A 25575-nucleotide genomic window follows, 5' to 3' on the forward strand; every position below is an offset into this window, starting at 1 on the left:
ACCCACGCCCTTGGGCGCCCCGGTGGAGCCGGAGGTATAGAGCAGGTACGCCAGATCCCCGGCCCGCACCTCCGGCAGCTCCGCCTGTTCGCCGTGGACGGCCACCAGATGGTCCAGGTCCAGGGCGGACAGGCCCGGAACGGCCACACCGCCCCGGGTAAGCACCACGCGCACCCCGGCGTCCTCGGCCAGCCAGCGCAGCCGCTCGACCGGGTGCTCCGGATCCAGCGGCAGATACGCCGCACCGGCCCGCCACACCGCCAGCAGGACCGCCGGCATCAGGTGGTCCCGCGGCAGGCAGACCCCGACCACCTCGCCCGGCGCCACCCCGTGTTTCAGCAGCGCCGCCGCCACTCGGCCGGACCAGTCGTGCAGTTCGGCGTAGCTGAGCGAGGTGCCGTCCGGGCCGACCACGGCCGTCCCGTCGGTGCGGGCCGCCAGCGCCTCCGGCACCGTCTGGAGAACCTCCGGCAGCTCCGGCCCGGCCGCGGCGGTCAGCAGAGCGGCGCGTTCGCCCGGGGTGACCAGCTCGAACGCCGACAGCGGCCGGTCCGGGTCGGCCAGCGCGCACTGCAGCAGCCACATCAGCCGGTCCAGGTACGCCTCGGCCCGCGGCGGATCGAGGTGGGCGTCGCCGTACTCCAACTGCAGCTCGGTGCCGGCCGCGGTCCGGTTGACGAGCACGCTGAGCTCGTGGACCGCGGCGCCCGAGCCCAGGTCGGTGAGCAGCTCCAGGTTGCCCAGGCGCACCGGCACCTCGGCGTGCTGCATGGCCAGCAGCACCGGGGCGCGGGGTAGGTCGGCCTGCGGGATCTCCTGGTGGATCAGTGCCCGCGTGGTCGCGGCGGCGGCCTGCCGGACCAGGTCCCGGAAGGTCAGCGTGCCGGTCGGCCGCAGCCGCGCCGGCACCGTGTCCACCAGCGGGCCGATGACCTCGGTCAGCTCCGGCCGGGCCCGCCGTGCCGCGACCACCCCGACCAGCGTGTCGGGCTCGCCGCTTGCCAGGGCCAGACCGGCCAGGTACACCCCGAACGGGGTGGCACCGCAGTCCCGGGCCAGCGCGGCCACGCCCGTCACGAACTCCTCGGGCAGCGGCCGGATCACCCTGCCCGACGTCAGGTCCGCGGGCGCGGGGTCCGCCGCCGGCGCGCCGGCCAGCTCGGCTTGCCAGAACTCCCGCAGCCGCGCCAGATCCGTCTGTTCCCGCTGCTGCACGGCCACATCGCCGACCTGGACCGCCGGCCCGGGAACCGGCTCGCCGGCCAGCTCGGCGGCCAGCTCGCCCATCAGCACCCCGACCGAGCCACCGTCGAAGGCGATGTGGTCCACCACGACCACCAGCTCGGCCTCCGCATCGCCGAGCCGGCAGAGGCTGGCCCGCAGCAGTGGCACCTCGCTCGTCACGTCGAACACGTGTGCCGCCGCGGTCCTGGCCACCTTCTCCGGGTCCTCTCCCACGGCGTGCTCGACCAGGGGCACGGCGGCCGGCGGGTGCACCATGGCGTACGGCACGCCGTCCTCGTCGACGGCTACGGTGCTGCGCAGCACCTCATGCCGGCGCACGACCTCATTCAGGGCCAAGCTCAACGGCGCGGTCTCGGGCAGGTCGCGCACGCGCAACCGGATTCCCAGCGTGGTGACCGGGCTGTCGGGGTGGAGCCGGCTCAGGGTCCAGAACTCGCGCTGCATGCCGGTGAGCGGATGCCGGGTCCGGCCGCCCTGCCGTACCAACTCGGGCCCGGCCTGGCGTAACCGGGTGGCCAGGCCCGCCGCGGTGGGGGCGGTCAGGAAAGCCGCCAGCGGCACGGTGTGCCCCAGTCTGCGGGACAGCTCGGTGACCACCCTGGCCGCGGCCAGGGAGTGCCCGCCCAGGTCGGTGAATTGATCGTGTACGCCGACCTGCGGCAGGCCAAGAACGTCGGCGATCACCTCGGCCACCAGGCGTTCGTCGTCGGTGCGGGGCGCGACCAGTGCCGCACCGGTCGACCGGAAGGCGCCAAGCCTGGGCAGGGCCGCACGGTCCACCTTGCCGTTGGGGCCGAGCGGAAGCTCCTCGGCCACGCCGATCCGGGTCGGCACCAGGTGATCGGGTATGCGGGCGCGCAGCCAGTCCCGCAGCTCCTGCTCGCTCACCCCGGAGGCCGCCACATGGCCGACCAGATAGGCGATCCCGTCGTCGTCGGTCGCGGACAGCACGGTGGCGCGGCGTACCGCGGGATGGCGGGTCAGCGTGGCCTCCACCTCGCCCAGCTCCACCCGGTAACCGCGGATCTTGATTTGGTCGTCGGCCCGGCCGGCGAAGCGCAGCTCGCCGTCCACCCGGCGGACCAGGTCTCCGCTGCGGTAGACCCTGCTGCCGTCCGGTCCGGTGCGGAACGCGGGCGAGTCGCGCCCCAGGTAGCCGCGGGTCACCACCGGCCCGCCGATCCACAACTCGCCCAGTTCTCCGTCCGGGACGGGGTTTCCCGCCGCATCGCGCACCGAGAACGTCGCACCGGCGATCGGTTCACCCAGGGGCGGCTCACCCTCGTGGTCCCGGCCCACCTCGGCGATGGCGCAGGTGGTGGTGCACTCGGTCGGGCCGTACAGATTCAGCACCCGGCGCACTGCGGGGTTGGCGTAGATCCGCCGCACCAGGGCGCCGGTCAGCGGCTCGCCGCCGGAGAACACCGCGCGCACCCCGCTCGGGAGCGGCTCACGCAGCAACACCGCCAGCGCGGAGGGAACCCCGTAGACCATGGTCACCTCCTCGCGGGCGGGCAGGTCCGGCAGCGCCAGCAGGTTGTCGGCCAGGATCACCGTCCCGCCGGCGACCAGTGGCAGGAAGAGCTGGCTGATCGACGGGTCGAAACAGACCGAGGCGGTGGCCAGCATGCCGCTCAGTTCCTCGGCGGTGTACGCCGACGCCTCCCAGCGCAGCAGGTTCAGGGTGTTGCGGTGCTCCACCACCACGCCCTTAGGCGTTCCGGTGGAGCCGGAGGTGTAGATGACGTACGCCGCATCGCTCGGATCCCCGGCCACATGGGGCGCCCCGTCGCCCGGCACCACGTCGTCGACGAGGACGGGCTCGGCCCCGGTGAGGGTGGCGGTCCGGCGCAGCGCGGCCGAGGTGAGCACCGCGGTCACGGCGGCGTCCTCGGCCATGAACCGTAACCGCTCGGCCGGGTAGGCGGGGTCCAGCGGCACGTAGGCCGCTCCCGCCTTCCACACCCCCACCAACGCGGGAATCAGCCACTCGTCGCGACCCAGGCAGACTCCGACCAGTTGGCCGCGTCCAATGCCCCGTTCGGCCAGGGTGCGTGCGATGTCGCCTGCTCTGCGGTCCAACTCGGCGTAGCTGAGTCGGCTGGTGCCCGCCACGACGGCGGTGCGTTCCGGGGTACGCCGGCTCTGGACCTCTATCGCTTCGTGGACGCGACCTGGTGCGTCGAACGTCTCGGTCACCGTTGACCGTCCGTGCTCGCCATCAGCGTTTCTGCCTTAAGTGCTTGCGTGTACAGGGGAATTTTTATTTACATATGACTTCTTTGCCGGACTTGCCGGGCCGACCTTATGGAGTGATTCGGTCGACCGTCAGGACCTTGATCAAATTGTTAGCCCGTTCTGCCCTATTCCCCCGATCTGCCCTATTTCTAGGGCGGTTTGGTCGGATCGTGGGCGCAGAAGAGGGTGATCTCCTCGGTGCCATGCCGCAACTGCCCCTGGCTGCGGCACCGTGCCACACGCCGCGGTCACATCGAGATATTGGTCCGCCCGGCTCGAAAATCGGTGAGTCGGTGGGCAGGCGGCAGCGAACCTCGACCGGATCGGCCGCCGGATCACCGGCGCCGAGTTGACCAAAGTCGATCACGCCGGAGAGCGCCCCGTCCGAGACGACGACGTTCGCCGGATGAAGGTCACCGTGCAGCCATACCGGCGGGCCCTCCCCGTCGGGAGCCGACACGGCGTCGTCCCAGATCTCTCGGATGCCGGCGGGAACGCCGCTGGAGGCAATGGCGTGGACTTTCTTGTCGAACTCGTGTGTGAGCGTTGCGAGGGGAACGCCGCGCATCGGAGTGGCCGGAGCTTCATGAACGGAGACACCCTCCGCTGCTCACGCCACCTGGTGCTGCTCGGCCAGTTCGGTCAGCTTCACGGTATACAGGCCGCCGCGCTCGGCCTTCACATCGGTCACCTTGAGCTGCGTGCCGGGGGCGAGGATGAACTCCTCCTCGCCGGTGAACGAGGAGAAACTGCGGATGCCCACGGCCCGCACGGGGAGCACCTCGAAGAGCGTCCGCTTGCCGCGGCGGCCGAGGAACGCCTGGGCCACGTCGAGCTTCGACGTGCACGAGGACACGCCCCACCACGTCACGGTTCGGCCGAGAGGATACTGCGCTCGCAGGTCCAGCGATACCCCGCGCCACAGCGGCTCCTTGCGGGCCGGCAGACGCGACACGGCCGAGAACAAGAGTCGCAGGTACGGGACGATCCGGGTGCGGTCCGGGTTGCGCAGGGTGGCGTTGATCTGCCGGTAGAACGCCGACTCACAGGTGTAGAGGTAGAGGGCCGCGATCTCGTCGGCGGACAGGCCGCCGGCCGCGTCGCCCGCCTGCTTCTCGCCGAACTGGTACGACTGCTCCATGTGCCAGTCGAGACCCGACAGCAGCTTGGCCACCGGGGCGCCGGCCTCGCGGAAGTCCATGAGCGGGGTGTCGAACACGCCGATGATCGCCGGAAGTTCCAGCCCCTCGTCCTTGACGCTGGCGAGCCGTTCGAGGTAGAGCTTGTGCAACTCCATCGTGGAGGCGATGAACGCCCCCATGCGGTCGGCCGTGTCCGCGTCCGCCCCGCCGGCTTGCGCCGCGAGCTTGTTCCACCCCTTGCCGGGCAGCCAGTCGATCTCGTCGACCCCAAGCGCCTCGAGTGCCGTGTTCACGGCGGCGAAGTGGTTCCCGTCGCAGAAGATGTCGCCCTGTGCCACTTGTGCGGCGGGTGGGGCTTGATCGCCTGGAAGGTCAGTTCCCGGACGGGCACGACCATCGGGCTGCGGCCCAGGCCGATGAACGTGGCCGCGGCCGACTGCGCCTCGATGACCGGCTTCAAGAGCGGCAGCCACGGCTCGCCGCCGCTCTTGAAGAGTTCGGCGAGGGCCAGCGGGTCATTCGGGTCGGGCGGGGTGGAGGCGTTGACGTCGCTCATCGTGAGCTCCCGGATCGGCGAGCCGTACCGGTGACGGCACGGGTGATTGAGGTGGGGGAATCGTGCCGTGCGAAGACCCCGGATGCGATGTCGGAGAACCGGAAAGCCCACCCGTTGGAGTGGGTGGGCTTTCCGGTCGTGAGCGTCAGTTCACTGTAGGGCCTGGTCCGCGGAAGGCTCAGGGCAGGGCAAGCCGGAGTCGGTGCGTTCGCAAGCGCGGAGATCGTTCCCAAGTCTCCAACCAAGATCTCGTTCGCCCGCGTGGCGCGGTATCTTCGTGGGCGTTGGAAACACTCCCTTCCCGCGCCCGGAGTGAGCCATGACCGTCAAGCACGTGAAGCCGCTGCTCAAGGTGGTGCTGGTGGACATCAACGCGAAGGTGGTGCAGTCGTGGCGGGCGGCGTTCGCCGACACTCCCGAGGTCGAGATCCACAAGGGGTCAATCCTCGCCCGGCACGTCGATGCCTGGGTCAGCCCGACCAACTCCCGCGGGCGGATGGACGGCGGGGTCGATGCGGTCATCAAGCGGCACCTCGGGGCGGGGATCCAGCTGCGCGTCCAGCGGGCGATCCGTGATCAGTTCGAAGGGTCGCTGCCGGTGGGAAGTGCCGTGTGCGTACCGTCCGGGGCGACCAACCCGAAGTTCCTGATCTCGACGCCGACGATGGTGCAGTCGGTGCAGAACGTGAGTGAGACGCTGAACGTGGCTCTGGCGTGCGCCGCCGCGTTCCAGGCCATCCACATGCAGAACGAGAAGGAGCCGGGCAGCATCGAGTCGGTGGCGCTGGTCGGCATGGGCATGGCGACGGGCCGGGTGCCGCCGCGGGTGTGCGCCAACTTGATGTGGACCGGCTACACCCTGTTCAACGACTACTACTTCCAGGACTACGACGACCTGCAGAAGACGATCCGCGAGCAACTCGACGACATCGAGAGCCGCCCTGAAGAGGAGCGGGTGCGGATCAAGCCGCCCGCCGGCCAGTCCCGTGGTTGACGAAGTGAGCGCGACCCGATCGAGCGGCTTCCCGTGTTCCGGTTCAATCGAAGCTGCTCGCTTGGGGCTCGGCTGCCGTGTCCCGGCCTGGGCGGCTGGGTCCGCGTGAGCCCGGCCTCCAGGCGACTGGGCAGGGTGTTAGGTGCGATTGGCCGAGAAGATCGGCGATGCGGGCGGGCACGCCGATACCGCGGCCTTCATCTACGCGCGCAAAGCCCTCACCCACTTCGCCGACAACAGCAGACACGACGATCCTTGGGCCGCTGAGCTCTACCGGCGCGCCCGTGACCGCGGCAAACGCCATGCTCGACACGGCGCGACTACCGCCTAACGGGGTCGACAGCGGCAGGGTTCAGCGTGATCTGGCGTGGGACCCCGGGCGTTCGCGCCCGGGAGGAAACGACAGCGCGGGAGGGCCGCCAAGGCCCGAGCGGTGTGGTGACCGGTAGGCCGTCGAGCGGCTCAGCCCGGACGTTTCTGGTTTTCGATGTACTCCTTGATGATCGATAGGGGTGCGCCGCCGCAGGAGGCGGCGAAGTACGACGGCGACCAGAAATGCCCGCCCCACAGATACTTACGGATATGTGCCGGATACTCCTTGCTGAGTAGCCGGGCAGACACGCCCTTGAGGCTGTTTACCAGCGTCGAGAGGGCGACTTTGGGTGGGTGGTGCACGAGCAGGTGCACGTGATCTTCCTCGCCGTTGAACTCGACCAGCTCCGCCCCGAAACTGTCGCACACCTCGATCATGATGTCTTCGCAGCGACGCAGAATCTCGTCGGTGAACACACCTCGCCGATACTTTGGGGTGAAGACCAAGTGGGCGTGCAGGTTGTGGACCACGGCACGGCCTCGGCGGATGTCGGGATTCGGTCCCCATCTCGGTGACATGGACCTAATGCTAGAGTGTTCGATATGAAGCTGGTGGTGCGGGTCAAGCTCCTGCCGACGCCTGAGCAGGCGGCGGCGCTGGAGGCGACTCTACGCGCGGTCAACGACGCGGCCACCTGGGTCTCGACGCTCGCCCACGACCAGCGGGTATTCCGCGATTACGACCTGCGCAAGCACGCCTACGGGCAGATCAAGGACAGGTACGGGCTGGCGGCTCAGGCCGCGCAGCATGTCATCAAGAAGGTCACCGACGCCTACGCCACGCTGCACGCCAATCTCCGCAACGGCAATGTGGGCAAGCCCGGCTCCGCGCGGCGCGAGCGGGTCCAGGCCAAGCCGATCGTCTTTCGCCCCAGCGCGGCCCAGCCGTTCGACGACCGCTGTCTGTCCTGGCAGATGGACGCGCGGACGGTGTCGATCTGGACCACCTGGGGGCGAATGAAGAGCGTGGCGTTCACCGCCTCGGCCGATCAGCTCAAGACGTTGGCCGCCTACCGCAAGGGCGAATCGGACCTCGTATACCGCGATGGCATGTGGTTCCTCATCGCTACCTGCGACCTGCCGGATGTGCCGGTCACCGACCCGGACGGGTTCCTCGGCGTGGATCTGGGCATCGCCGACATCGCCACCACCGACGACGGCACTCATCACTCGGGTAAAGGGCTGAACGCGGTCCGCCACCGCGACCGGGAACTGCGTCGCCGATTGCAGCGTAAGAACACCAAATCCGCGAAACGGCTGCTGAAGAAACGCCGCCGCAAAGAAGCGCGTTTCGCCGCCGACACCAACCACACCATTGCCAAACGCATCGTGACCGAGGCGACACGCACCGGGCAAGGTATCGCCCTGGAAGATCTCCAGGGCATCCGCGACCGGGTACGGCTCCGTAAGCCCCAGCGGGTCACGCTGCATTCGTGGAGCTTCCACCGGCTCGGCCGGTTCATCGCCTACAAGGCGGCCCGTGCCGGTGTCGCTCTGGTCTACGTGGACCCGGCCTACACCTCGCAAGGCTGCTCGGCCTGCGGGCACGTGGACAAGAAGAACCGGCCCGACCAGGAAACCTTTCTCTGTACGTCGTGCGGCTTCGCTGAGCACGCCGACGTCAACGCAGCTCGTAACATCGCCGCACGCGGTGTCACAAGCTGGGCAGTGAGTCACGCTGCCTGACGCGGACCAAACCGTCGAAGCCACCGACGGCGAGGAGCTGCAAGCTCAGTCCTTCAGGGCTGAGAAACTGACTGATCCACTGAACCACCGCCCCCGCTACGGAAGGGTTATATCGATAGCGCTGCGCGTCGCGAGCCGCACCCAGTCGGCGAATCGCCGGCCGTACTCATCCATGGCCGGCCAGGTGATGTCGTCGGCGTGGTCAGGCGGTGTGAGCCCGAAGTTCTGGTTCAGCCACGTGAGGTACTCCTGGCGCCCTGGGCGGCGGTCCTCCGGGTCCTCCGGCTCGCAGGCGAGTAACCGGAACAACTCTCGAAGGCCACGTGCGTCGACACTGAGATCGCCCTCGTCGCCGAACAGGATGACGGGCAGGGTGGCGAGGTCAGCGCGGTCGTCGCACCGCCACAGCGCGTAGTACGAACCGGAGCTGGTGGCGTAGGCGAATTGACCTGCTCCCTGCCCTGAAGGACTCTGTTGGCCGATTGACATCAGGCTGCCAGGCCGAGATCGCAGGCGAGTCGGGTCAGGTGCGAGATGCGGGTACGGCCGCGTGTGGTGCCGGTCCACCAGGCATCCAGGCGGATGAGGTTGATCGCGGTGGCGGTGAAGACGTGCCCAAGTGCGGTCTTGGGCAGGCCGTGGTAACGAGTCCGACGGATCTGGGTGGCCCGGACAGCTTGGGAGATCGTTCCTTCCACCCCTGCCCGGACGGCATAGCGGTCCTTCCATTCCTGGGTCTGCTGGTCGTATCGGCGCTGCTCCAGCACCTGTTGCAGAGGCTGGGGTAACAGGGTCAGGGTGCGGCCGTACTTGCCGTGGGCAGCGCGTGTGCATGCCTGGCGTACCGGGCATGGACCGCAGTCGTCGTTGGAAAAACGGATCTGGGTGATCGGGGTTCCGTTGGATTTGCGCTGATCAGACCAGGAGACACTGACCGCGCCACGCGGGCAGGTGACCCGATGACGGTCCCAATCGATGGCGAAGTCCCCCTGCGTCAGCCCGGCCTGGGCCTGCCCCGGTTCGGTGGTGTCGATGCCGACCGGCCCGAGCAGGTCGATCCCGTAGGCGCTGTGGGCCGAAACGATGAGCGCGGCACTGGTGTATCCGGCATCGACCGCGTGTTCGCCGGGTCGTGGCCCGCGTCGCTCCAGTGCGGCATGGACCGGTGCGGTCAGCTCGATATCGCCGGTGCAGGCGTTGGTCGTGGCCACGTTGGTGATCAGATGTGGGGCGTCCTCGTCACAGGTCTCGCTCAGGTGGACCTTGTAGCCGCACCAGCCCGAGCCGCGTTTGACGCCGTAATGCGCCTGTGGATCGTAGGGCGAGGCCAGGCGGGTTCTGCCCGGCGGGAGATCTTTCGCCTCCCGCCGGCGCACCCCCTTCTCGTCGCGGTGATACTGCTGCACCCAGGCCACGCGCAGCACTTGAACCGCCGGGATCTGCCGCAACCAGGCCGGGGCGCCGGGCGCATAGACCGCCTCCAGCAGGGCGAACCCATCGGTTTCGACCCTTAGAGCCCACCGGGTCCGGGCATCTTCCCCCTTGGGGAACCGATAGGCGTCCACCCGCGCCCCATGCCGTTCGATCCACTCGGCCGAGACCACCTCGGCCAGCCAGCCAGCCGGGCGCCGCGGCGGCCAACGCCTCCAGCGCACAACGCAGCGTCTCGCCGACGAACTCCATCCGGTTCAGCGTCCGCACGGCCGCCAGCACATGGGTGGAATCGGTGCGCTGACGGCCACCGGCGCGCAACAACCCCAGTTGCGAACACCGCTCCAGCAGCGTATCCAGCACCTTCTGCTCGATCCCGCGCGCGATGATGCGGTCGCGAAACTCACTCAGCACCGAGAAGTCGAATCCCGGATCTGTCAGCTCCAGGGCCAAGCCGTACTTCCAGTCGATCCGCCCGCGCACCGCGTCGGCGGCTTGCCGATCGCTCAGCCCTTCGGCGAACTGCAGTACCGACACCGGCGCCGGTATCCCGGGAGACAGCCCAGGTCCGCCCCGCGCAGGGAACGCCTCGGCGAACTGCTCGTCTTCGAAGAGCGGACCGAGTTCATCACGGACCCGCATCGCCAGACATCCCTTGGGGAAAGCCGCCCATGCTACCCGGACGGTCGATTCCGGCACCTCACCAGCGGGACGGGGACGCAGAGACATGGCAGAACCTCCTCCACACACTGTCTGCAAGAGGGTTCCTCCACCGTGCCACGTCAAACGATGATCACCACTCGAATCGGCCAACAGAGTCCTGAAGGCCGAGGCTTTCTGCGGACCTTCGGTAAATCAGCCGGTCCAGGTACTCCGGATCCGCCCTACCGCAGAACCAGTCGAGGTCGTCGTCGTAGTCGAACAGCTCGAAGCCTGGAGCGAAGTACTGCCCCGCGAGCCGATCCTGCAGTTCCTTGAGCAAGTTCAGCTCGGGGATGGGTGAGTACGCGTCGCTCATGGAGAGCCTCCACCAGAAAGGGGTTCGGTCGGGTGGGGACTATAACCGCCGGCTGTGACATCCATGCTTCGAACCCCGAGAAGCGGCTCCGCGGTCATCATGTCGCCGTCCACACTCCGGCCGGCTACTCCGCCACCCCCCCAGGGCGCGGTGCGCCGCGCCGGACTCTACGGCGGCGGCCGGCCGCTGGGCCACGTGAGGACATCCTCGACCCCGACCTTTACGAGCTCGTTCGTGGACGACCTCCACGACTGCGTCGCGTTCTGGCTGATCCGCCGCCGGGAATGCGAAGCTTATGTCCATGAAACGGCTGTCCAAGGTTGACCTGTCACAGAAGCTGGGCAAGAAGGAGGCCGCCGAGCGCCTCGACGCCGCGCTGGACCGCCTGCTGCACCTGCGGCTCGTCCTGGGCGGTCAGATCGGCGACAAACGCATCGGCCCCCCGCTGTGCGCGGTGTTCGAGGGATGGGACGCCTCGGGCAAGGGAGGAGCCATCAAACGGCTGGTGCGCCCGCTCGACCCCCGGCATGTTCGGGTCGCCCAGTTCGCGGCGCCGACCTACGACGAGAAGCGGCACCACTTCCTGTGGCGGTTCTGGCCCGTCCTGCCCGGCTGGGGCGGCATGGCCGTGCTCGACCGCTCCTGGTACGGGCGGGTGCTGGTGGAGCGCGTCGAGGGCTTCGCCACCGAGGAGCAGTGGTCGCGCGCCTACGGCGAGATCGTGGAGTTCGAGAGGACCCTGGTCGCCGAGGGCATGATCATCGTCAAGTTCTGGATGCACGTCTCCGAGAAGGAGCAGCTGCGGCGCTTCCAGGATCGGGCGGGCGACCCGCTGCGGGTCTGGAAACTCACCGACGAGGACTGGCGCAACCGTGAGAAGCGTCCGCAGTACGAGGCCGCCGTGGAGGACATGCTCGACCGGACCGACCATCCGAAGGCTCCCTGGCACGTGGTGGCCGGAGACGACAAGCAGCTGGCCCGCGTCGTGGTCGTCGAGACGGTCTGCGCCGCGGTCGAGGCGGAACTGCTGGCCCGGGGCTACGACCTGAGCAGCCCCGTCATCCGCCAGCCGTTCTCACACGGATAGCGTCTCCTGGCGGATCACTTGAGATCCGGTAAAGGGGACATACGCCGGGCAGCGGGGTATGCGATGGAAATCAGGGGCCTGTTCGCCGGGCCGCCGTTCGACAGGGGTGTGACATATGCGGTTGAGCTCACGGCTCGGCAGACTGGACCGGCGGCTGTTCGCCATGGTGGCGGGCGCGAAGCTTCCCGGCCTCGAGCGTCTCGTCCCCGTCCTGTCGCGTTCCGCCGACAACTCGCTGCTGTGGGCCGGTCTCGCCGGGGCGCTGGCGGTCAGCGGGCGGCGGCCGCTGCGCCGCGCCGCGACCCGCGGGCTGCTCGCGGTCAGCCTGGCCAGTCCCCTGGTGAATCTGGTCGGCAAGCAGGCCTTCGGCCGGACCCGCCCGTCACTGGACGGCCTGCCCCTGAGAAGAATGATCAAGATGCCCGCGTCGGCGTCGTTCCCCTCCGGTCATTCGGCCTCGGCCGCCGCGTTCGCCACCGCCGTGGCCGTCGAGGCGCCCGCCGTGGTCGCGGCCCCCGTCGCACTGCTCGCGGCGGCCGTCTGCTTCTCCCGCGTCTACACCGGCGTGCACTACCCGGGAGACGTCCTGGCGGGGGCAGCGATCGGCGTCGCTACCGGGCTGCTCACCCGGCGGCTCTGGCCGGAGGCCGTGACGGGCGCGCCGCGGGTGGTCACCGCGCCGCCGGTGCCCGGGCACGACCCCGACGGCCAGGGCGTGGTCGCCGTGATCAACCCCTCTGCGGGAGGTGCCCCGGCCGTGGTCGCCGCGGTGCGGTCCTGGCTGCCCAAGGCCGAGGTGGTCGAGGTGGACGGACCGGACGTGGCCCGGGTGATGGACGAGGCCGCAGCCCGTGCCCGGGTGCTCGCGGTCGCCGGAGGCGACGGCACGGCCGGTTGCGGGGCGCAGGCCGCGCTGCGATACCGCAAACCCCTGATGATCATCCCGGCGGGGACGCTGGACCACTTCGCGGCCGCCCTGGGCCTACGCGGACCCGAGGACGCGATGGCCGCCTACCGTTCGGGCGGGGTGGTCGCGGTGGACGTGGGGGAGGTGGCCGGCCGGATCTTCCTCAACAACGCCGGCCTCGGCGTCTATCCGCAGATCGTCGACCGGCGTGAGTCCGTCGAGCAGCGCATCGGCAAGTGGCCGGCGCTGTTGTGGGCACTGGGCCGCGTGCTGCGCACCGCCGAGCCCGAGGAGGTGGTCGTCGACGGCGTGCCCCAGCGGATATGGCTGCTGTTCGTCGGCAACTGCCGCTACGACTCGCGCGGAGCCGCCCCACGCCTGCGGCGGAGACTGGAGGACGGATTGCTGGACGTCCGGCTGCTGACCGCCACCTCCCGGCTGCCCCGGCTGCGCGCCCTCACCAGCGTGTTGCTGGGCGGGATCGGCCTGTCCCGGCACTACCAGCAGTGGCAGGCCGACACGCTGAGACTCTCCTCGCCCTCCGGCACGGTACGGCTGGCCCGCGACGGTGAGACGTTCACCGTGCCCGGGGACGTGGAGTTCACCAAGCGGCCCCGCTCCCTGCTCGTGATCCGCCCGGCGGGTTAGACGGTCCGCCCGGCGGGACGGGGCGGACCGGGCGCCTGTTGACGGGGCGTGATCGATCCGGCGATAGTGGGGCAGGTGACTACCCCCCGTCTGCTGTCCTGTGCCGTGGTCACCATGCTGACCCTGAGCGCCTGCACCTCCGGCGTCCCCGACGAACCCGTGGTCGGCCCGGCCAGCGCCAGTGGCGTGGTCGGAGAGACCGGGGAGACGGCCGGCCCCAGCGGGACGCCCGCCCCCGCGGAGCTGACCACCGAGGACTACCGGGCCGAGCTCGACAAGGCTCGCGGCCCCATCAGGGACGCGTTGAAGAAGCTGAACGCCACCGGCGGCAAGGGGCTCGACAAGCGGCTGGAGCAGACGGTCTCCGCGATGGAGGACGCGGTCGCCGGGCTGGAGGCGCTGGCCCCGCCCTCCGAGGTGAAGATCGAGCACGGAAACTACGTGGGCACGCTCCGGCAGTTCCTGAGCGCGCTGTCGGCCGCCCAGGAGGACGTGCGGGCGCAGGACGTGTGCACCGGGCCCGCGGTTCTGACCGGGGTGGAGGAGATCGGGCAGCTCTCGCCTGTCCGCAAGAGCGCCGCCGCGCTGGCCGAGCGGGGTGACTACCGCACCGACGTCATCCCGGTGAAGGTCACGGAGGAGAGGTCCCGCCGGCTGTCCAACGGCAAGTACATCAGGTCCGAGGGCCGTCCCGGGCGCGCCTATCTCGAACTGAAGAACGGCAACAAGCAGGACGCGGTCGTCGTGCTGGTGCGCGGCAAGAAGAAGGCGATCCGCGTCTACGTCCGCAAGAAGTCGAAGTTCAGGATCCAGGGCGTGCGGGACGGCAGCTACAAGGTCTACTACACCCTCGGCTCGGACTGGGATTCCAGGGCCGGCAGTTTCACCCGGTCGTGCACCTTCGAGCAGTTCGGCAAGTCCGTGCGGTTCAAGACGGTCTACACCGCGACCCAGATCCGCTGGACCGACTGGACCATCACCTTGAACGCCGTCGCGGGCGGCACCGTGCCGCCCAAACGCATCAAACCGGGCGACTTCCCCGGTTGACGCCTCCCGCAGGTTACGCGGAGACCGCGACCCCGTGAGGGGATCGCGGTCTCGGCGTGCCTCTGATCAGGTCGAGAAGAGCATCCCCACCCAGCTGCGCTGGCGGTGGTGGCCGTAGTGACCCCCGTGATGCGGCGCGCCCCAGGCGGGGGCGCCGTGCATGGGCGGCGGCGGCGGAGGCGGGGGCGGAGCGGCGTGCGACTGGGACCACTGGCTCTCCATGCGAGTCAGGGTCTCGAGCTCGCCATAGTCCAGGAAGATCCCGCGACAGCTCTCACACTGGTCGATGTGGACGCCGTTGCGCTCATAAGTGCGCATGGCGCCGCGACACTTCGGGCACTGCATCTGGCTGATCTCCTTGCCCTTGGCATTGTCTTGAACTAACCACAACCTACTCGGTGGGCGCGCTGTAGCAGGCGCTTCGGAGCCGGATAATCCTCTCGCAGGTGTCGATCAGCACCTGCTCGACCTCGTCCGGCGGCCGTCCCTCCCGTTCCGCGGTGGCCAGCGCGGCCGCCGTCAGCTGCACCGTCATCGCCTGCGCCGGTAGATCCAGCCACTCCCACGGGTCGCCGTCGGCTCCGGCGGCGTGTCCGCCCGCGGCGCGGTAGGCCCCCAGGAAACGGTGCCACACCTCCGGGTCCAGCAGCCCGGCCGCGAACCAGGCCGCCGGCCGGGCCAGGTCCCACGCCGGGTCGCCGATCCCCAGATCGTCGACGTCGATGAGGATCCACCCGTCCCCGGTGCGGACCAGCTGGCCCATGTGCCAGTCGCCGTGGGTCGTCGAGCGCGGCCCGGCGTCGAAAGAGGGCAGGCAGGCCAGGGCGCGGCGCACGACGCGCTCGGCGGCGGAGTCGCCGCCCAATCGGGCGACCGTGGCTCCCACCCGGGCGGGCCCGCCCGCGGCCGGCAGCGGGGGCAGCGCCCCGGCCGGTACGGCGTGCAACCCGGCCAGCAGCCGCGCGGACGCCTCCCAGGGTGCCGCGTCCGGATCACCGTGGTCCACCGGAACCCCGGCCGGCCACACGGTGACCAGCCGATCGCGGACGACCGTGACCTCCTCGGTCACCGGGCCGAGCATGATGCCGCGCAGCGCCGGGTGGGCGACGGCCCGCATCCGCTCCACCAGCGGTGCCTTCTCCGCCCCGGGGGCGTGCGCCTTCACCACGACGGATCCCGCCCGGACGATGATCACGTCCGGTCTGGTGGGCAGTACCTCGGCGGGCGCGCCGCCGTACCGGACGCCGATCCGGCGCAGCTCGTCGATCAGGTCCCCGCTGTCGTTCACCGGTCAAGTGAACCACTGATCCACTGATCCACGTCTCCGTCGCAGGGGGCGCATAAAGTGCAGGGTATGAGGATCGGATTCGCGGTGCCGGTGTCGGGATCCTGGGCGACGCCCGCCAACATGGTGCGGGTCGCGCAGCGGGCGGAGGCGCTCGGCTATCACGAGGTGTGGACCTTCCAGCGCCTGCTGTATCCGCAGGGGCATCCGATGGGGCCGGTCTACCGCAGCGTGCACGACCCGGTGGTCACGCTGGCCTACCTGGCGGGGGTGACCAGCCGTGTCCGGCTCGGCGTGGCGGTGCTCAACATGCCCTTCTCCTCGCCGGCGATGCTGGCCAAACAGCTGGCCAGCCTGCAGACCGTGTCCGGTGGCAGGCTGGACGTGGGGCTCGGGCTGGGCTGGCTCCCGGAGGAGTTCGCGGCGTCGGGGGTGTCCTCCGAACGGCGCGGGCGGCGCGGGGAGGAGTTCGTCCACGTGCTGCGCCGGCTCTGGTCGGAGGAGGTCGTGGAGCACAGAGGGGAGTTCTACGAGCTGCCGCCCGTGCACCAGGACCCCAAGCCGCTCCCGTCGCCGCCGATCCTGCTGGGCGGGAGCGCGGAGGTGGCGCTGCGCCGGGCGGGACGGCTGGCGGACGGCTGGATCAGTTCGAGCCGCGAGGATCTCGACCGCATCGACGAGAAGATCGCCATCGTGAAGGAGTCGGCGCGTGCCGCCGGGCGGGACCCGGAGGCGCTGCGTTTCGTCACCCGCGGCGTCACCCGGATCCGCCCGTCCGGAGACGCCGGGCGTGCCCCGCTGACCGGCTCGTTCGAGGAGATCCGGCAGGACGTGGCCATGCTGGAGTCCAGAGGTGTCACCGACGTCTTCCACGACCTCAACTTCGATCCGGAGATCGGCTCACCCGACGCCGATCCGGAGGAGTCGATGCGCCGGGCCGAAGCGGCGCTGGAGGCTCTCGTGCCCTGAGCGGGCCACCGGCCGGGGGAGGAGACTCCGATAGGGCCGTCGCAGGTGCGGACCTGACGATGCCGTGCCCGTCTCGGACCTGTCATCCTTGTTCTGTACCTGTTGGCGTGGAGTGCGGGGGAATGGTGGACGAGCGCAAGCCGATCGAGTGCTGGTTGTCGGACATGGACGGGGTCCTCGTCCATGAGGGGCAGCCGGTGCCCGGTGCCGACGAGTTCATCCGCCGTCTGCGCGAGTCCGGCAAGCGGTTCCTGGTGCTCACCAACAACTCCATCTACACCCAGCGCGACCTCGCCGTACGGCTGCGGATGGCGGGTCTTGAGATCCCGCCGGAGTCGATCTGGACCTCGGCGCTCGCCACCGCGAGGTTCCTGGACTCCCAGCGTCCGGGTGGCTCCGCCTACGTGATCGGCGAGGCCGGGCTGACCACCGCCCTGCACGAGGTCGGCTATGTTCTCACCGACATCGAGCCCGACTACGTGGTGCTCGGTGAGACCCGCACCTACAGCTTCACCCAGATCACCCGGGCCATCCGGCTGATCGAGGGCGGCGCGCGGTTCATCGCCACCAACCCCGACCCGGTCGGCCCGTCCAACGAGGGGTCGCTGCCCGCCTGCGGCGCGGTCGCGGCGATGATCACCAAGGCGACCGGTGTGGAGCCGTACTTCGTGGGCAAGCCCAACCCGATGATGATGCGCAGCGCGCTGCGGGCCATCGACGGTCACAGCGAGAGCACCGCCATGATCGGGGACCGGATGGACACCGACATCGTCTCCGGCATGGAGGCGGGGCTGCACACGATCCTGGTGCTCACCGGTGTCATGAGCAGGGGGCAGGTGGACCGCTATCCGTTCCGTCCGTCTCAGGTGGTCGACTCGATCGCCGACCTGATCGGGATGATCGACGGAGATACCTGACCGTAGCTGTCAGGTATCGGTGCGAGGCTGTCGCGCATGACAGACGTTTATCTGGAGACCGGACCGAAGAAGGTCTTCGCTTGTTCCGCGGAGTGGCCGGGGTGGTGCCGCATCGGGAAGTCCGAGGAGCTCGCGCTGGACGCGCTGGCGGACTACGCGCCGCGTTACCGGGTGATCGCCGAGCGGGCCGGGCTGGTGTTCGAGCCCGGTGATCCGGTGGTCGTGGAGCGGGTCCGGGGAGGGACGACCACCGATTTCGGGGCGATCGAGGCGATTCCCGGGCTGGACGGCAGACCTGTGGACGCGGCCGAGTCCGCGCGCACCGCGGCGCTGGTCAGGGCGGCATGGGAGCTCTTCGGCGAGGCCGTGGCCGGTTCGCCGGAGGAGCTGAGGAAGGGCCCGCGCGGGGGTGGCCGGGACCGGGACAAGATGGCCACCCACGTCACCGAGGCCGAGCGTGCGTACGCCCGCAAGGTCGGTGTGCGGCACAAGGCGTTCCGCGACCCCTCCGGCCTGGCGGCGATGCGCGCGGAGCTCGCGGAGGTGCTGGCCACGCCCTCGGACGGGATGCCCGTGGTCTCCGGCGGCTGGCCCGTCCGCTACGCCGCCCGCCGGATCGCCTGGCATGTCATCGACCATCTGTGGGAGATGGAGGACCGTCGCCCCACCCCTTGAGGACGTCGGTCGCCCGGTCTCTGCAAGCTCTGTGAAATATCGCTATGAATCAGGATTAGCTCTTCCACCGCGCCGGAGCCGCGTTTACCGTCGATGCAGGGCCGGGGGCCGACGAGAGGCGGTCGCGCGCATGCGGCGATGGAGAGCGACCTGGCTGGTGCTCGCCCTGACGTCCCTGATCACCGTCGGCGCGGGCGGCGGGGTCGCCTCCGCGACCGCACGGCAGGCGGACGACATGGACAAGGACATCTCCGCGGCCGTTTACGTGGTCAACCGTTACTGGTCGAGCCACTGGTCCCGGTTCTTCACCGGAAGGTACTCCAGCCCCGGCGTTTTCGGCGGTTACCGGAGAGGGGGGCGTAAGCCGCCTCTCTGCGGCCCGGACCGGCTCACCTACGACAACGCGTGGTACTGCCGGAACGGCGACTACATCGCATGGGACGTCGACCTCATGAGGGAGGGCTACCGTTTCGGGGACGCGTGGGTGTATCTGGTCATCGCCCACGAATGGGGGCACGCCGTGCAGGGGCGGCTCAACCGCTCGCTGGTCATGCGCACCTACGAACTCCAGGCGGACTGCCTGGCGGGAGCCGTCCTGTACGGCGCCGCCGCGGACGGGATCCTGTGGTTCGAGAAGGGGGACGTGGAGGAGATCGAGGCGGCGCACCGGAGGCTGGGGGACGCGACCTCGTGGACCGACGTCAGCGACCACGGAACCGCCGCCCAGCGGATGTCCGCTTTCAGGCGGGGCGCGAAGTACGGGGTGCCCGGCTGTCTGCCCGGCTGACGTCCGTGGCGGGAAGGTTCAGTGGTCGCCCCGGCGCAGCCGCTTGAGGTCGGAGCGCTGCTTCTTGGCGGTGATCCGCCGCTCGACGGCCCCCCTGCTCGGCTTGGTCGGCCGGCGTTTCTTGGGTGGCGGGGCGATGGCCTCGCGCAGGAGCTGGGCCAGGCGCATCTCGGCGGCCTCGCGGTTGCGCAACTGGGAGCGGAACTCCGAGGCGGCGATGGTGATGACGCCGTTCACCAGGCGGGGAGCGAGGCGTTCTGCGGCGCGGGCCTTCAGGAACGGACTGATCGACTCGGTGGCGGCCAGGTCGAAGCTGAGCTCGACCCGGCTGTCGGTGGTGTTGACCCCCTGCCCGCCGGGGCCCGAGGAGCGAGAGAACCGCCAGCGGAGCTCGGCCTCGGGGACCGAGACCGAGCCGCTGATCTGAAGCGGACCGGGCATGGCGGGTGACTCCTTTGTACGGGTGGGCGTTCAGGATAACGGGAGAGCAAACCCTTGTATCAAGCGATTTATGCCCAATCGAAGTCGTGTCAACGAGGGTGGGCTTGTGGCGCCCGGTTCCTTCCGTCACAGTGACTCGGGGCAGATCATGGATATCCGTCAGCGGGAGGCGGGGGCGCGTGGGCGACATCGTCGGTGTGCACGGGATAGGCAAGTACCACTACTACCGCGACGCGGGGAACTCGGTCGCCGGCGCCGCCGCCGCGGTGCGCGACAAGTGGGACCGTTACCTGCACAAGGGCCTGACCGGCGGCAGGCCGTACGCCGGAGAGCGCTACATCGCCGAGATCGCCTACTACGCGCACCTGCTGGGCGAGCACAAGGACGACTCCCTCCGTGCCGTGCAGACCATGGACGTCGGGGCGCAAGAGGTCTTCGTCGCCTGGGCCAAGCAGTTCGACGCGGTGGGGGAGGGGCTGACCGGCGCGCTGCACCGGATGACCGGCTGGCTCCTGGACCGCCTGCAGGGCAACGCCGCCGAGTTCGCCACGTTCTTCTGCCCGGAGGTCGCCGCCTACATGGCCGCCGGCGGCGAGGCACGGTCGGCGGCGCGTGCGGCGGTGGCCGGGGTGATCAGGCGCAACCGGCCGAAGGTGGTGATCGCGCACTCGCTCGGCAGTGTGGTGGCCTACGAGACGCTCTGGGAGAATCCCGACCTGGAGGTGGAACTGCTGATCACCCTCGGCAGCCCCCTCGGCATGCGCAACGTGATCTTCGAACGCCTGCTGCCGGCCCCGGTCAACGGCTGGGGCGCGCGGCCCCGGCAGGTCAGGCGCTGGGTCAACATCGCCGACAAGGACGACATCGCGGCCATCCCCCCGGGGTTGCGGGCCTGCTTCACCGGGGTTGACCAGGAGGCCCTGGTCAACCTGGACTGGCTCGACTTCCACACCGTGGAGAAGTATCTGGGCTGCGGCGCGCTCAACGACCACCTGAAGCCCTATCTGCGTTGACGGGGTCGCGGAAGGGCTGCGTTGTCGTGTCTGGGGAGCCACCTGAGAGCCGTTGACGACACGCCCGGCCGGCCGTCGGCGCGAGGGGAGTTCTTCGCCCCGATGTCGCCCGCCGGCTGGACGGTGTTCAACGACGGTGGGTAATGCGCTTGCCTGTGCAACAGCTGTTAACCCTGCCTTGACGTGCAGGCCACAGCGGGGACAGGGAGAGGCGTTGCACTGGCGGTGTGGAGCAGAAGCCGTCACGCAGAGTGTTCCTTTCCGTTGCCGCCGCGGGTGCGGGCGGCCTGTTGCTCACCGGGGCCGGTCTCGCTCCGGCCCGGACCCTCCGCAGCGATCCGTTCACCCTCGGGATCGCCTCCGGTGACCCGTCACGGGACGGATTCGTGCTCTGGACCAGGCTCGCTCTCGACCCGCTGGGCCCGGAGGGGCGAGGCGGGATGCCTGCCCGGGACGTGGACGTCGAATGGCAGGTCGCCACGGACGAGCGGTTCGCGAAGGTCGTCCGTGACGGCACCGCGACCGCGCGGTGGAGGCGGGCGCACAGCGTCCATGTCGAGCCGGACGGGCTGGAGCCCGGACGGGAGTACTTCTACCGTTTCCGCGCCGACGGCCACCTGTCGCCGACCGGCCGGACCCGCACCACCCCGGCCGCGCCGTCCCCGCTCACCTTCGCCGTGGCCGCCTGCGCCCACTACGAGCACGGTTACTACACGGCGTACAGGAGGCTGGCCGAACAGGATCCCGACCTGGTCGTGCACCTGGGCGACTACATGTACGAATACGCGCCCCAGGGGTACACCGCGCTCGGCGGGGGCGTCCGCCGGCACACCGCGGGCAAGTGCGCCACACTGGCCGACTACCGGATGCGGCACGCGCAGTACAAGAGTGACGCCGACCTGCAGGCCGCGCACGCGGTCGCGCCCTGGCTGGTCGCCTTCGACGATCACGAGATCGAGAACAACTGGGCCGCCGACGTCTCCAGCAACGACGTTCCGGGGTTCGCCCGGCGCCGGGCCAACGCCTTCCAGGCCTACTACGAGAACATGCCGCTACGCCGGGCGAGCCTGCCGCACGGGGCGTCGATGCGGATCCACCGCCGGGTGGACTGGGGGCCGCTGGCCCGCTTCCACCTGCTCGACACCCGCCAGTTCCGCGACGACCAGGCATGCGAGGACGGGCTCAGGTCCGGCTGCGACGACCGGCTGGCGACGGGCCGCACCCTGCTGGGGGAGGACCAGCGGCGCTGGCTGCTCGACGGGCTGGCCGCCTCCGGCGCGCGATGGAACCTGGTCGGCCAGCAGGTCCTCATGGCCCGGCGGGACTCCAAGATCGGCCCCGGCACCGAGGCCAACATGGACTCCTGGGACGGCTACGCCGCCGAGCGCACCCGGCTGCTGACCGGTTTCCGGGACTCCGGAGCGGCCAACCCGGTCGTGCTGACCGGTGACGCGCACATGCACCACGCGGCCGACCTCAGGCTCGACTTCGACGACCCCGGCTCACCCCAGGTGGCGGTGGAGCTCGTCACCTCGTCGATCGCCAGTGACGGCGACGGATATCGGGACAGGGGCCGGATCGCCGAAACCCTCGCGGAGAACCCCCACATTTCCTACCTCGACCAGCGGCGGGGCTACATCGTCTGCCGGCTCACCCCCGAGGAACTGCGGGCCGATTTCCGTACGCTGGAATACATCAGCCGCCGTGGTGCTCCTGCGAAAACCGGGGCTCATTTCACTATTCCAACGGGTAGCTCCTCTTTGGTGTAATCCCGAGGAATTCCGATTAATTTGTTAGATAATGCGCCGTATGAGTCACCTCGCCCAGAGACTCAGCGCCGCGGCTCTTGTCGCTGCGCTGGGCGGCACCCTCCTCGTCCAGAGCCCCGCCCAGGCCGCGGCTCCCGCGTCCGTCACGTCTGCCGCGTCCGCCGCAGCCTTCCGCTTTGAGGTCTACTTCCCCAAATACGTCCGCCGCGGCGGATACCTCACCTACACCGTCAAGGTGCGCAACCGGACGGTCCGAGGCCAGCACTACGTGGCGCTCTTCGGGAGGTTCTCCAGCCATTTCCGCGCGATCAAAGTGATCCGTAAGCCGCGCAGCGTCAAGTGCTCCGTCAAGCGCCCGGCCGTGACCTGCTGGATCGCCTCCCTCGACAAGGGGGACTCCACGACCGTCGTCATCCGCGCGTGGGTCGGCTCGCACCGCGGCACCACCACGGCCAGGTTCGGCGGGGTCGCCACCCAAGATCGCGACGCCCGCCTCAGCGAGCTGAAGAAGGATCTCCGCGGCAGCATCACGGCCAGGGCTAGGGTCCTGTGAGCGCATAGCCGAAGAGCGCGCCCCCGGCGGTGGTGGCGAGGGTCCTCGCCGTCGTCGCCGGGCTCACGCCCGGATACGCGCCCTTCTTCACGCTTCCCCGCAGCAGGGTGAGCCTGCCGTCGTCCGGGGCGGCCACGACCAGGCCCCGGCCCGTGACCGTGGCGAGGGCCGAGCCGAAGCCGCCGCCCCGGCCGGGGACCAGCACGTTGTTCTTCCGGGTCAGGCCGCCCGCGCCGCTGCCGGCGAGCACCTGGACGGCGTTCTCTCCCGGCACGCCCACCACCAGCTCGTCGTCGCCGTCGCCGTTGAGGTCACCGGCGGCCAGCGCGGCGCCGAACCGGTCGAAGTAGCGGGGCTCACCCGCGAGCGACCGCTGTGACCAGGCCTGCGCGCGTCCGCCCCGCAGCCCGTGGGGCGAGCCGTAGAGCACGTCCACGGTGCCGTCGCCGTAGTCCATCGCGCGCTGGTTGTCGGTCAGGCCCTCGCCCGGCACTCCGATCGCCAGGTCGGCGCGGCCGTCGGCGTCGAAATCGCCGCTGGCCAGCGCCGAGCCGAAGAAGTCCCAGGGCTCGCCGAGACCGGCGACCCCCGGGCTGTCCTGGGTGAACAGGGTGGCCTCCCTGCGGTGGACGTCGAGCACGGTGACCGAACCCTGGCCGTTCCTCTTCGGGAACGAGTCGCCCGGCGCGCCCACCGCGATCTCGGCGCGGCCGTCGCCGTCGAAGTCGCCTGTCGCGAGTACCGCCCCGAACTGGTCGGTCTCCTTCGCGCTCTGGCCGACCCAGCCACTGTCCTGCTCGATCACCTGCGGCCCGCTCCCCTTGAGGCCGTACACCCCGACCCCGCCTCCGCCCAGACCGGGCACACCGATCACCAGCTCGTCGTCGCCGTCGCCGTCCAGGTCACCGGCGGCCAGCGCGGCGCCGAACCGGTCGGGGCCACGCCTGCGGCCCAGATCCCCGGCGTCGAGCACCTCGGCGGGGCGCAGGCCGCCCGCGGAGCCGTGGAAGATCTGCACGGCACCGTCGCCGTCGGCGCCCGGCCGGGAGCGGTCCTCCTCGGAGACGCCCACCGCCAGGTCGGCGCAGCGGTCGCCGTCGAAGTCCCCGGTCGCCAGCGCCGAACCGAAGGCGTCCCCCGTCTCGGCCTCGCCGGGCACGCCGGAATCGTCCTGGGTGAGCCGTCTCTCGGTACGCATGCCGTACAGGACGGTGACGGATCCGGCGCGGGCGTGACCGCCGACGGCGGTGTACGGCGCGGCGACCGCGAGGTCGGCGCGGCCGTCGGCGTCGAAGTCGGACGGGACTCCGGAGCAGGACGCCACGGCGGTGGCGGGTGAGGCGGGGACCAGAAAAGTGACGAGGACGGCGGAGGCGAGAAACGCGGCTCTCATATATGTAATGCTTTCTGATGATTCAGGCACCCGGTCTATCAGGACATGAAATTCGCATGACCATTACGGGTAAGGAACGTGCCAGGATTGGCTTCATGGAAACCGACCTGGCTGACCTGGGGTTCTGGCGTCGCCCGCTCAAAGAGCGGCACGAGGCGTTCTCGCGCCTGAGAGACCTGGACAGGCCGGTGTTCTTCGAGGAGAAGCGGGTACCGCTGCTCCGCTCGGGCAAGGGGTTCTACGCGCTCGTCCGGCACGCCGACGTGGTGGAGGCCGGCCGCAACGCCAAGGTGTTCTCCAGTAGGCCCGGGGTGACCAGCCCCGAGCCGCCCGGCTGGGTGAAGCACGTGTTCGGCGAGTCCATGGTCAACATGGACGACCCCCGCCACGCGCGGCTGCGCCGCATCGTCTCCCGGGCGTTCAGCCCCAAGATGCTGACCGGCCTGCAGGACGGCATCGACGCCGCGTGCGCGCGGATCGTCGACGACGTGCTCACGGCCGGGGCCGGCGACTTCGTCGGCCAGGTCGCCTCCCGGCTGCCCATCCACGTCATCTGCGACATGATGGGGATCCCCGAGGCCATGCGGGCCAAGGTGCACGAGCATGTGGACGTCTCCACCGCCTACAGCGGGATCCGCCCCAGCCTGACGCAGACCGTCAGGATGGCCGCCCGCAACACGCGCGCCCTGTTCGCCCTGCAGCGCCTGGTGATCGAGCTCGGCCGGGAGCGCGCCGCGACGCCGCGAGGCGACCTGGTCTCGGCATTGGTCACCGCCAACGTCGACGGCGAAAGGCTGACCGACAGGGAGCTGGGCTCGTTCTTCGCGCTCCTGCTCGTCGCGGGTAACGAGACGGCGCGCAACACCATGGCACACGGCATCAAGCTGCTCACCGACAACCCGGACCAGCGGCGCCTGCTGGTGGAGGACTTCGACGCGCGGATCGGCGGGGCGATCGAGGAGATGGTCCGCCACGTCTCACCCATCATGCAGTTCCGCCGCACCGTCACCGAGGACTACGACCTGCGCGGCCTGCGCCTGAAGGCCGGGGACAAGGTCGTGCTCTTCTACGGCTCGGCCAACCGGGACAGGGAGGTCTTCCCCGACCCCGACCGGTTCGACATCACCCGCGACACCAAGCCGCACGTCGGCTTCGGCGGCCCCGGGCCGCACTTCTGCCTGGGGGCCAACCTCGCCCGCCAGGAGATCAGGACGATGTTCCGCGAGCTGTTCACCCGGTTGCCGGAGATCCGTTCGCTCGGTGAGCCGGAGCTGCTGGTGTCCAACTTCGACAACAGCGTCCGGCGTCAGGGGTTCACCTTCTAGTCGGTGCTTTGTCAGGGCGGAACCTGTGGTGGCGGGGCCGTCCTTGCGGTCTCCGTCGAATTCTTCTGGGAACCCGG

General features: G+C 69.8%; 25 protein-coding genes and 1 pseudogene. 14 read left to right on the forward strand and 12 right to left on the reverse strand.

Annotation, left to right across the window (positions count from 1 at the left end; genetic code table 11):
• From FHR32_RS47015 to FHR32_RS43685, 4 genes are all read right to left on the reverse strand, one after another.
• Nucleotides 1–3444, reverse strand: a 3444-nt coding sequence (locus FHR32_RS47015) for a non-ribosomal peptide synthetase (protein WP_184759515.1), incomplete at its 3' end; no start/stop codon positions are given.
• A 106-nt stretch (nt 3445–3550) separates the two neighbouring features.
• Nucleotides 3551–4051, reverse strand: a complete 501-nt coding sequence (locus tag FHR32_RS47575; RefSeq protein WP_184759518.1) for a phosphotransferase — start codon at nt 4049–4051, stop codon at nt 3551–3553.
• 42 nt (nt 4052–4093) lie between these two features.
• Entirely contained in the window at nt 4094–4918 is an 825-nt protein-coding gene (locus FHR32_RS47020) for an ADP-ribosyltransferase domain-containing protein (protein ID WP_221466842.1), read from the reverse strand.
• Nucleotides 4915–5181 carry a hypothetical protein gene (locus tag FHR32_RS43685; RefSeq protein WP_221466843.1) on the reverse strand — a complete coding sequence of 89 codons (267 nt, stop codon included), beginning with the start codon at nt 5179–5181 and terminating at the stop codon, nt 4915–4917. The genes FHR32_RS47020 and FHR32_RS43685 overlap by 4 nt, the downstream gene beginning before the upstream one ends.
• A gap of 319 nt (nt 5182–5500) precedes the next feature.
• On the opposite strand from FHR32_RS43685, the gene FHR32_RS38815 reads away from it, so the two are divergent.
• Entirely contained in the window at nt 5501–6175 is a 675-nt protein-coding gene (locus FHR32_RS38815) for a macro domain-containing protein (protein ID WP_184759520.1), read from the forward strand.
• Nucleotides 6176–6317: 142 nt separating this feature from the next.
• On the forward strand, nt 6318–6506 hold the full coding sequence (locus FHR32_RS43690) for a hypothetical protein (RefSeq protein WP_221466844.1): 189 nt from the start codon (nt 6318–6320) through the stop codon (nt 6504–6506).
• Nucleotides 6507–6637: 131 nt separating this feature from the next.
• Here FHR32_RS43690 and tnpA read toward each other — a convergent pair whose 3' ends face one another.
• Nucleotides 6638–7066, reverse strand: a complete 429-nt coding sequence (tnpA, locus tag FHR32_RS38825) for an IS200/IS605 family transposase (RefSeq protein ID WP_184759378.1) — start codon at nt 7064–7066, stop codon at nt 6638–6640.
• 24 nt (nt 7067–7090) lie between these two features.
• Here tnpA and FHR32_RS38830 point away from each other — a divergent pair, with 24 nt between their 5' ends.
• Complete coding sequence (locus tag FHR32_RS38830) at nt 7091–8233, forward strand: RNA-guided endonuclease InsQ/TnpB family protein (protein WP_184759377.1); 1143 nt, start codon at nt 7091–7093, stop codon at nt 8231–8233.
• A gap of 96 nt (nt 8234–8329) precedes the next feature.
• Here FHR32_RS38830 and FHR32_RS38835 read toward each other — a convergent pair whose 3' ends face one another.
• The 3 genes and pseudogenes from FHR32_RS38835 to FHR32_RS38845 all read right to left on the reverse strand — a co-directional run bounded on the left by FHR32_RS38835 (nt 8330) and on the right by FHR32_RS38845 (nt 10682).
• On the reverse strand, nt 8330–8722 hold the full coding sequence (locus tag FHR32_RS38835) for a hypothetical protein (RefSeq protein ID WP_184759522.1): 393 nt from the start codon (nt 8720–8722) through the stop codon (nt 8330–8332).
• Nucleotides 8722–10393: pseudogene (locus FHR32_RS38840) on the reverse strand (IS1182 family transposase). The gene FHR32_RS38835 and the pseudogene FHR32_RS38840 overlap by 1 nt, the downstream one beginning before the upstream one ends.
• Before the next feature lie 64 nt (nt 10394–10457).
• On the reverse strand, nt 10458–10682 hold the full coding sequence (locus tag FHR32_RS38845) for a hypothetical protein (protein WP_184759524.1): 225 nt from the start codon (nt 10680–10682) through the stop codon (nt 10458–10460).
• Nucleotides 10683–10983: 301 nt separating this feature from the next.
• Between FHR32_RS38845 and FHR32_RS38850 the strand changes: the two genes are divergently transcribed.
• The 3 genes from FHR32_RS38850 (at nt 10984) to FHR32_RS38860 (ending at nt 14371) form a co-directional block, all read left to right on the forward strand.
• Nucleotides 10984–11769, forward strand: a complete 786-nt coding sequence (locus tag FHR32_RS38850) for a polyphosphate kinase 2 family protein (protein ID WP_184759526.1) — start codon at nt 10984–10986, stop codon at nt 11767–11769.
• Between the two features lie 115 nt (nt 11770–11884).
• Nucleotides 11885–13324 carry a bifunctional phosphatase PAP2/diacylglycerol kinase family protein gene (locus FHR32_RS38855; RefSeq protein WP_184759528.1) on the forward strand — a complete coding sequence of 480 codons (1440 nt, stop codon included), beginning with the start codon at nt 11885–11887 and terminating at the stop codon, nt 13322–13324.
• A gap of 75 nt (nt 13325–13399) precedes the next feature.
• Nucleotides 13400–14371, forward strand: coding sequence for a hypothetical protein (locus FHR32_RS38860; RefSeq protein ID WP_184759530.1), 972 nt, complete (start codon nt 13400–13402; stop codon nt 14369–14371).
• A gap of 66 nt (nt 14372–14437) precedes the next feature.
• Here the strand turns inward: FHR32_RS38860 and FHR32_RS38865 are convergent, their stop codons facing one another.
• On the reverse strand, nt 14438–14716 hold the full coding sequence (locus FHR32_RS38865) for a TFIIB-type zinc ribbon-containing protein (protein WP_184759531.1): 279 nt from the start codon (nt 14714–14716) through the stop codon (nt 14438–14440).
• 46 nt (nt 14717–14762) lie between these two features.
• The gene (locus tag FHR32_RS38870; RefSeq protein ID WP_184759533.1) at nt 14763–15659 is read right to left on the reverse strand and encodes a phosphotransferase family protein; all 897 of its coding nucleotides are present in this window, start codon (nt 15657–15659) and stop codon (nt 14763–14765) included.
• Between the two features lie 66 nt (nt 15660–15725).
• Here FHR32_RS38870 and FHR32_RS38875 point away from each other — a divergent pair, with 66 nt between their 5' ends.
• The 4 genes from FHR32_RS38875 (at nt 15726) to FHR32_RS38890 (ending at nt 19004) form a co-directional block, all read left to right on the forward strand.
• Nucleotides 15726–16625, forward strand: coding sequence for an LLM class flavin-dependent oxidoreductase (locus tag FHR32_RS38875; RefSeq protein ID WP_184759535.1), 900 nt, complete (start codon nt 15726–15728; stop codon nt 16623–16625).
• 122 nt (nt 16626–16747) lie between these two features.
• Nucleotides 16748–17542: an HAD-IIA family hydrolase gene (locus FHR32_RS38880; protein ID WP_221466845.1), complete on the forward strand. Its 795-nt coding sequence runs from the start codon at nt 16748–16750 to the stop codon at nt 17540–17542.
• 36 nt (nt 17543–17578) lie between these two features.
• Nucleotides 17579–18217, forward strand: a complete 639-nt coding sequence (locus tag FHR32_RS38885; RefSeq protein ID WP_184759537.1) for a hypothetical protein — start codon at nt 17579–17581, stop codon at nt 18215–18217.
• 130 nt (nt 18218–18347) lie between these two features.
• Complete coding sequence (locus tag FHR32_RS38890; protein ID WP_184759539.1) at nt 18348–19004, forward strand: neutral zinc metallopeptidase; 657 nt, start codon at nt 18348–18350, stop codon at nt 19002–19004.
• Nucleotides 19005–19022: 18 nt separating this feature from the next.
• On the opposite strand, the gene arfB is transcribed toward FHR32_RS38890, so the two are convergent.
• Nucleotides 19023–19445 carry an alternative ribosome rescue aminoacyl-tRNA hydrolase ArfB gene (gene arfB, locus FHR32_RS38895; RefSeq protein ID WP_184759541.1) on the reverse strand — a complete coding sequence of 141 codons (423 nt, stop codon included), beginning with the start codon at nt 19443–19445 and terminating at the stop codon, nt 19023–19025.
• 179 nt (nt 19446–19624) lie between these two features.
• Here arfB and FHR32_RS38900 point away from each other — a divergent pair, with 179 nt between their 5' ends.
• From FHR32_RS38900 to FHR32_RS38910, 3 genes are all read left to right on the forward strand, one after another.
• Nucleotides 19625–20458: a hypothetical protein gene (locus tag FHR32_RS38900; RefSeq protein WP_184759543.1), complete on the forward strand. Its 834-nt coding sequence runs from the start codon at nt 19625–19627 to the stop codon at nt 20456–20458.
• 251 nt (nt 20459–20709) lie between these two features.
• Entirely contained in the window at nt 20710–22227 is a 1518-nt protein-coding gene (locus tag FHR32_RS38905; RefSeq protein WP_312882906.1) for an alkaline phosphatase D family protein, read from the forward strand.
• A gap of 40 nt (nt 22228–22267) precedes the next feature.
• Nucleotides 22268–22780, forward strand: a complete 513-nt coding sequence (locus FHR32_RS38910; protein ID WP_184759547.1) for a hypothetical protein — start codon at nt 22268–22270, stop codon at nt 22778–22780.
• Here the strand turns inward: FHR32_RS38910 and FHR32_RS38915 are convergent.
• Nucleotides 22767–24173 (reverse strand): FG-GAP-like repeat-containing protein, encoded by a 1407-nt coding sequence (locus FHR32_RS38915; RefSeq protein WP_221466846.1) that lies wholly within the window; start codon nt 24171–24173, stop codon nt 22767–22769. The two genes, FHR32_RS38910 and FHR32_RS38915, sit on opposite strands and share 14 nt — an antisense overlap.
• A gap of 95 nt (nt 24174–24268) precedes the next feature.
• Between FHR32_RS38915 and FHR32_RS38920 the strand changes: the two genes are divergently transcribed.
• Nucleotides 24269–25498 carry a cytochrome P450 gene (locus tag FHR32_RS38920; RefSeq protein ID WP_184759551.1) on the forward strand — a complete coding sequence of 410 codons (1230 nt, stop codon included), beginning with the start codon at nt 24269–24271 and terminating at the stop codon, nt 25496–25498.
• The last annotated feature ends 77 nt before the right edge of the window (nt 25499–25575 follow it).

The sequence above is a fragment of the Streptosporangium album genome (assembly GCF_014203795.1).
GTDB lineage: Bacteria > Actinomycetota > Actinomycetes > Streptosporangiales > Streptosporangiaceae > Streptosporangium > Streptosporangium album.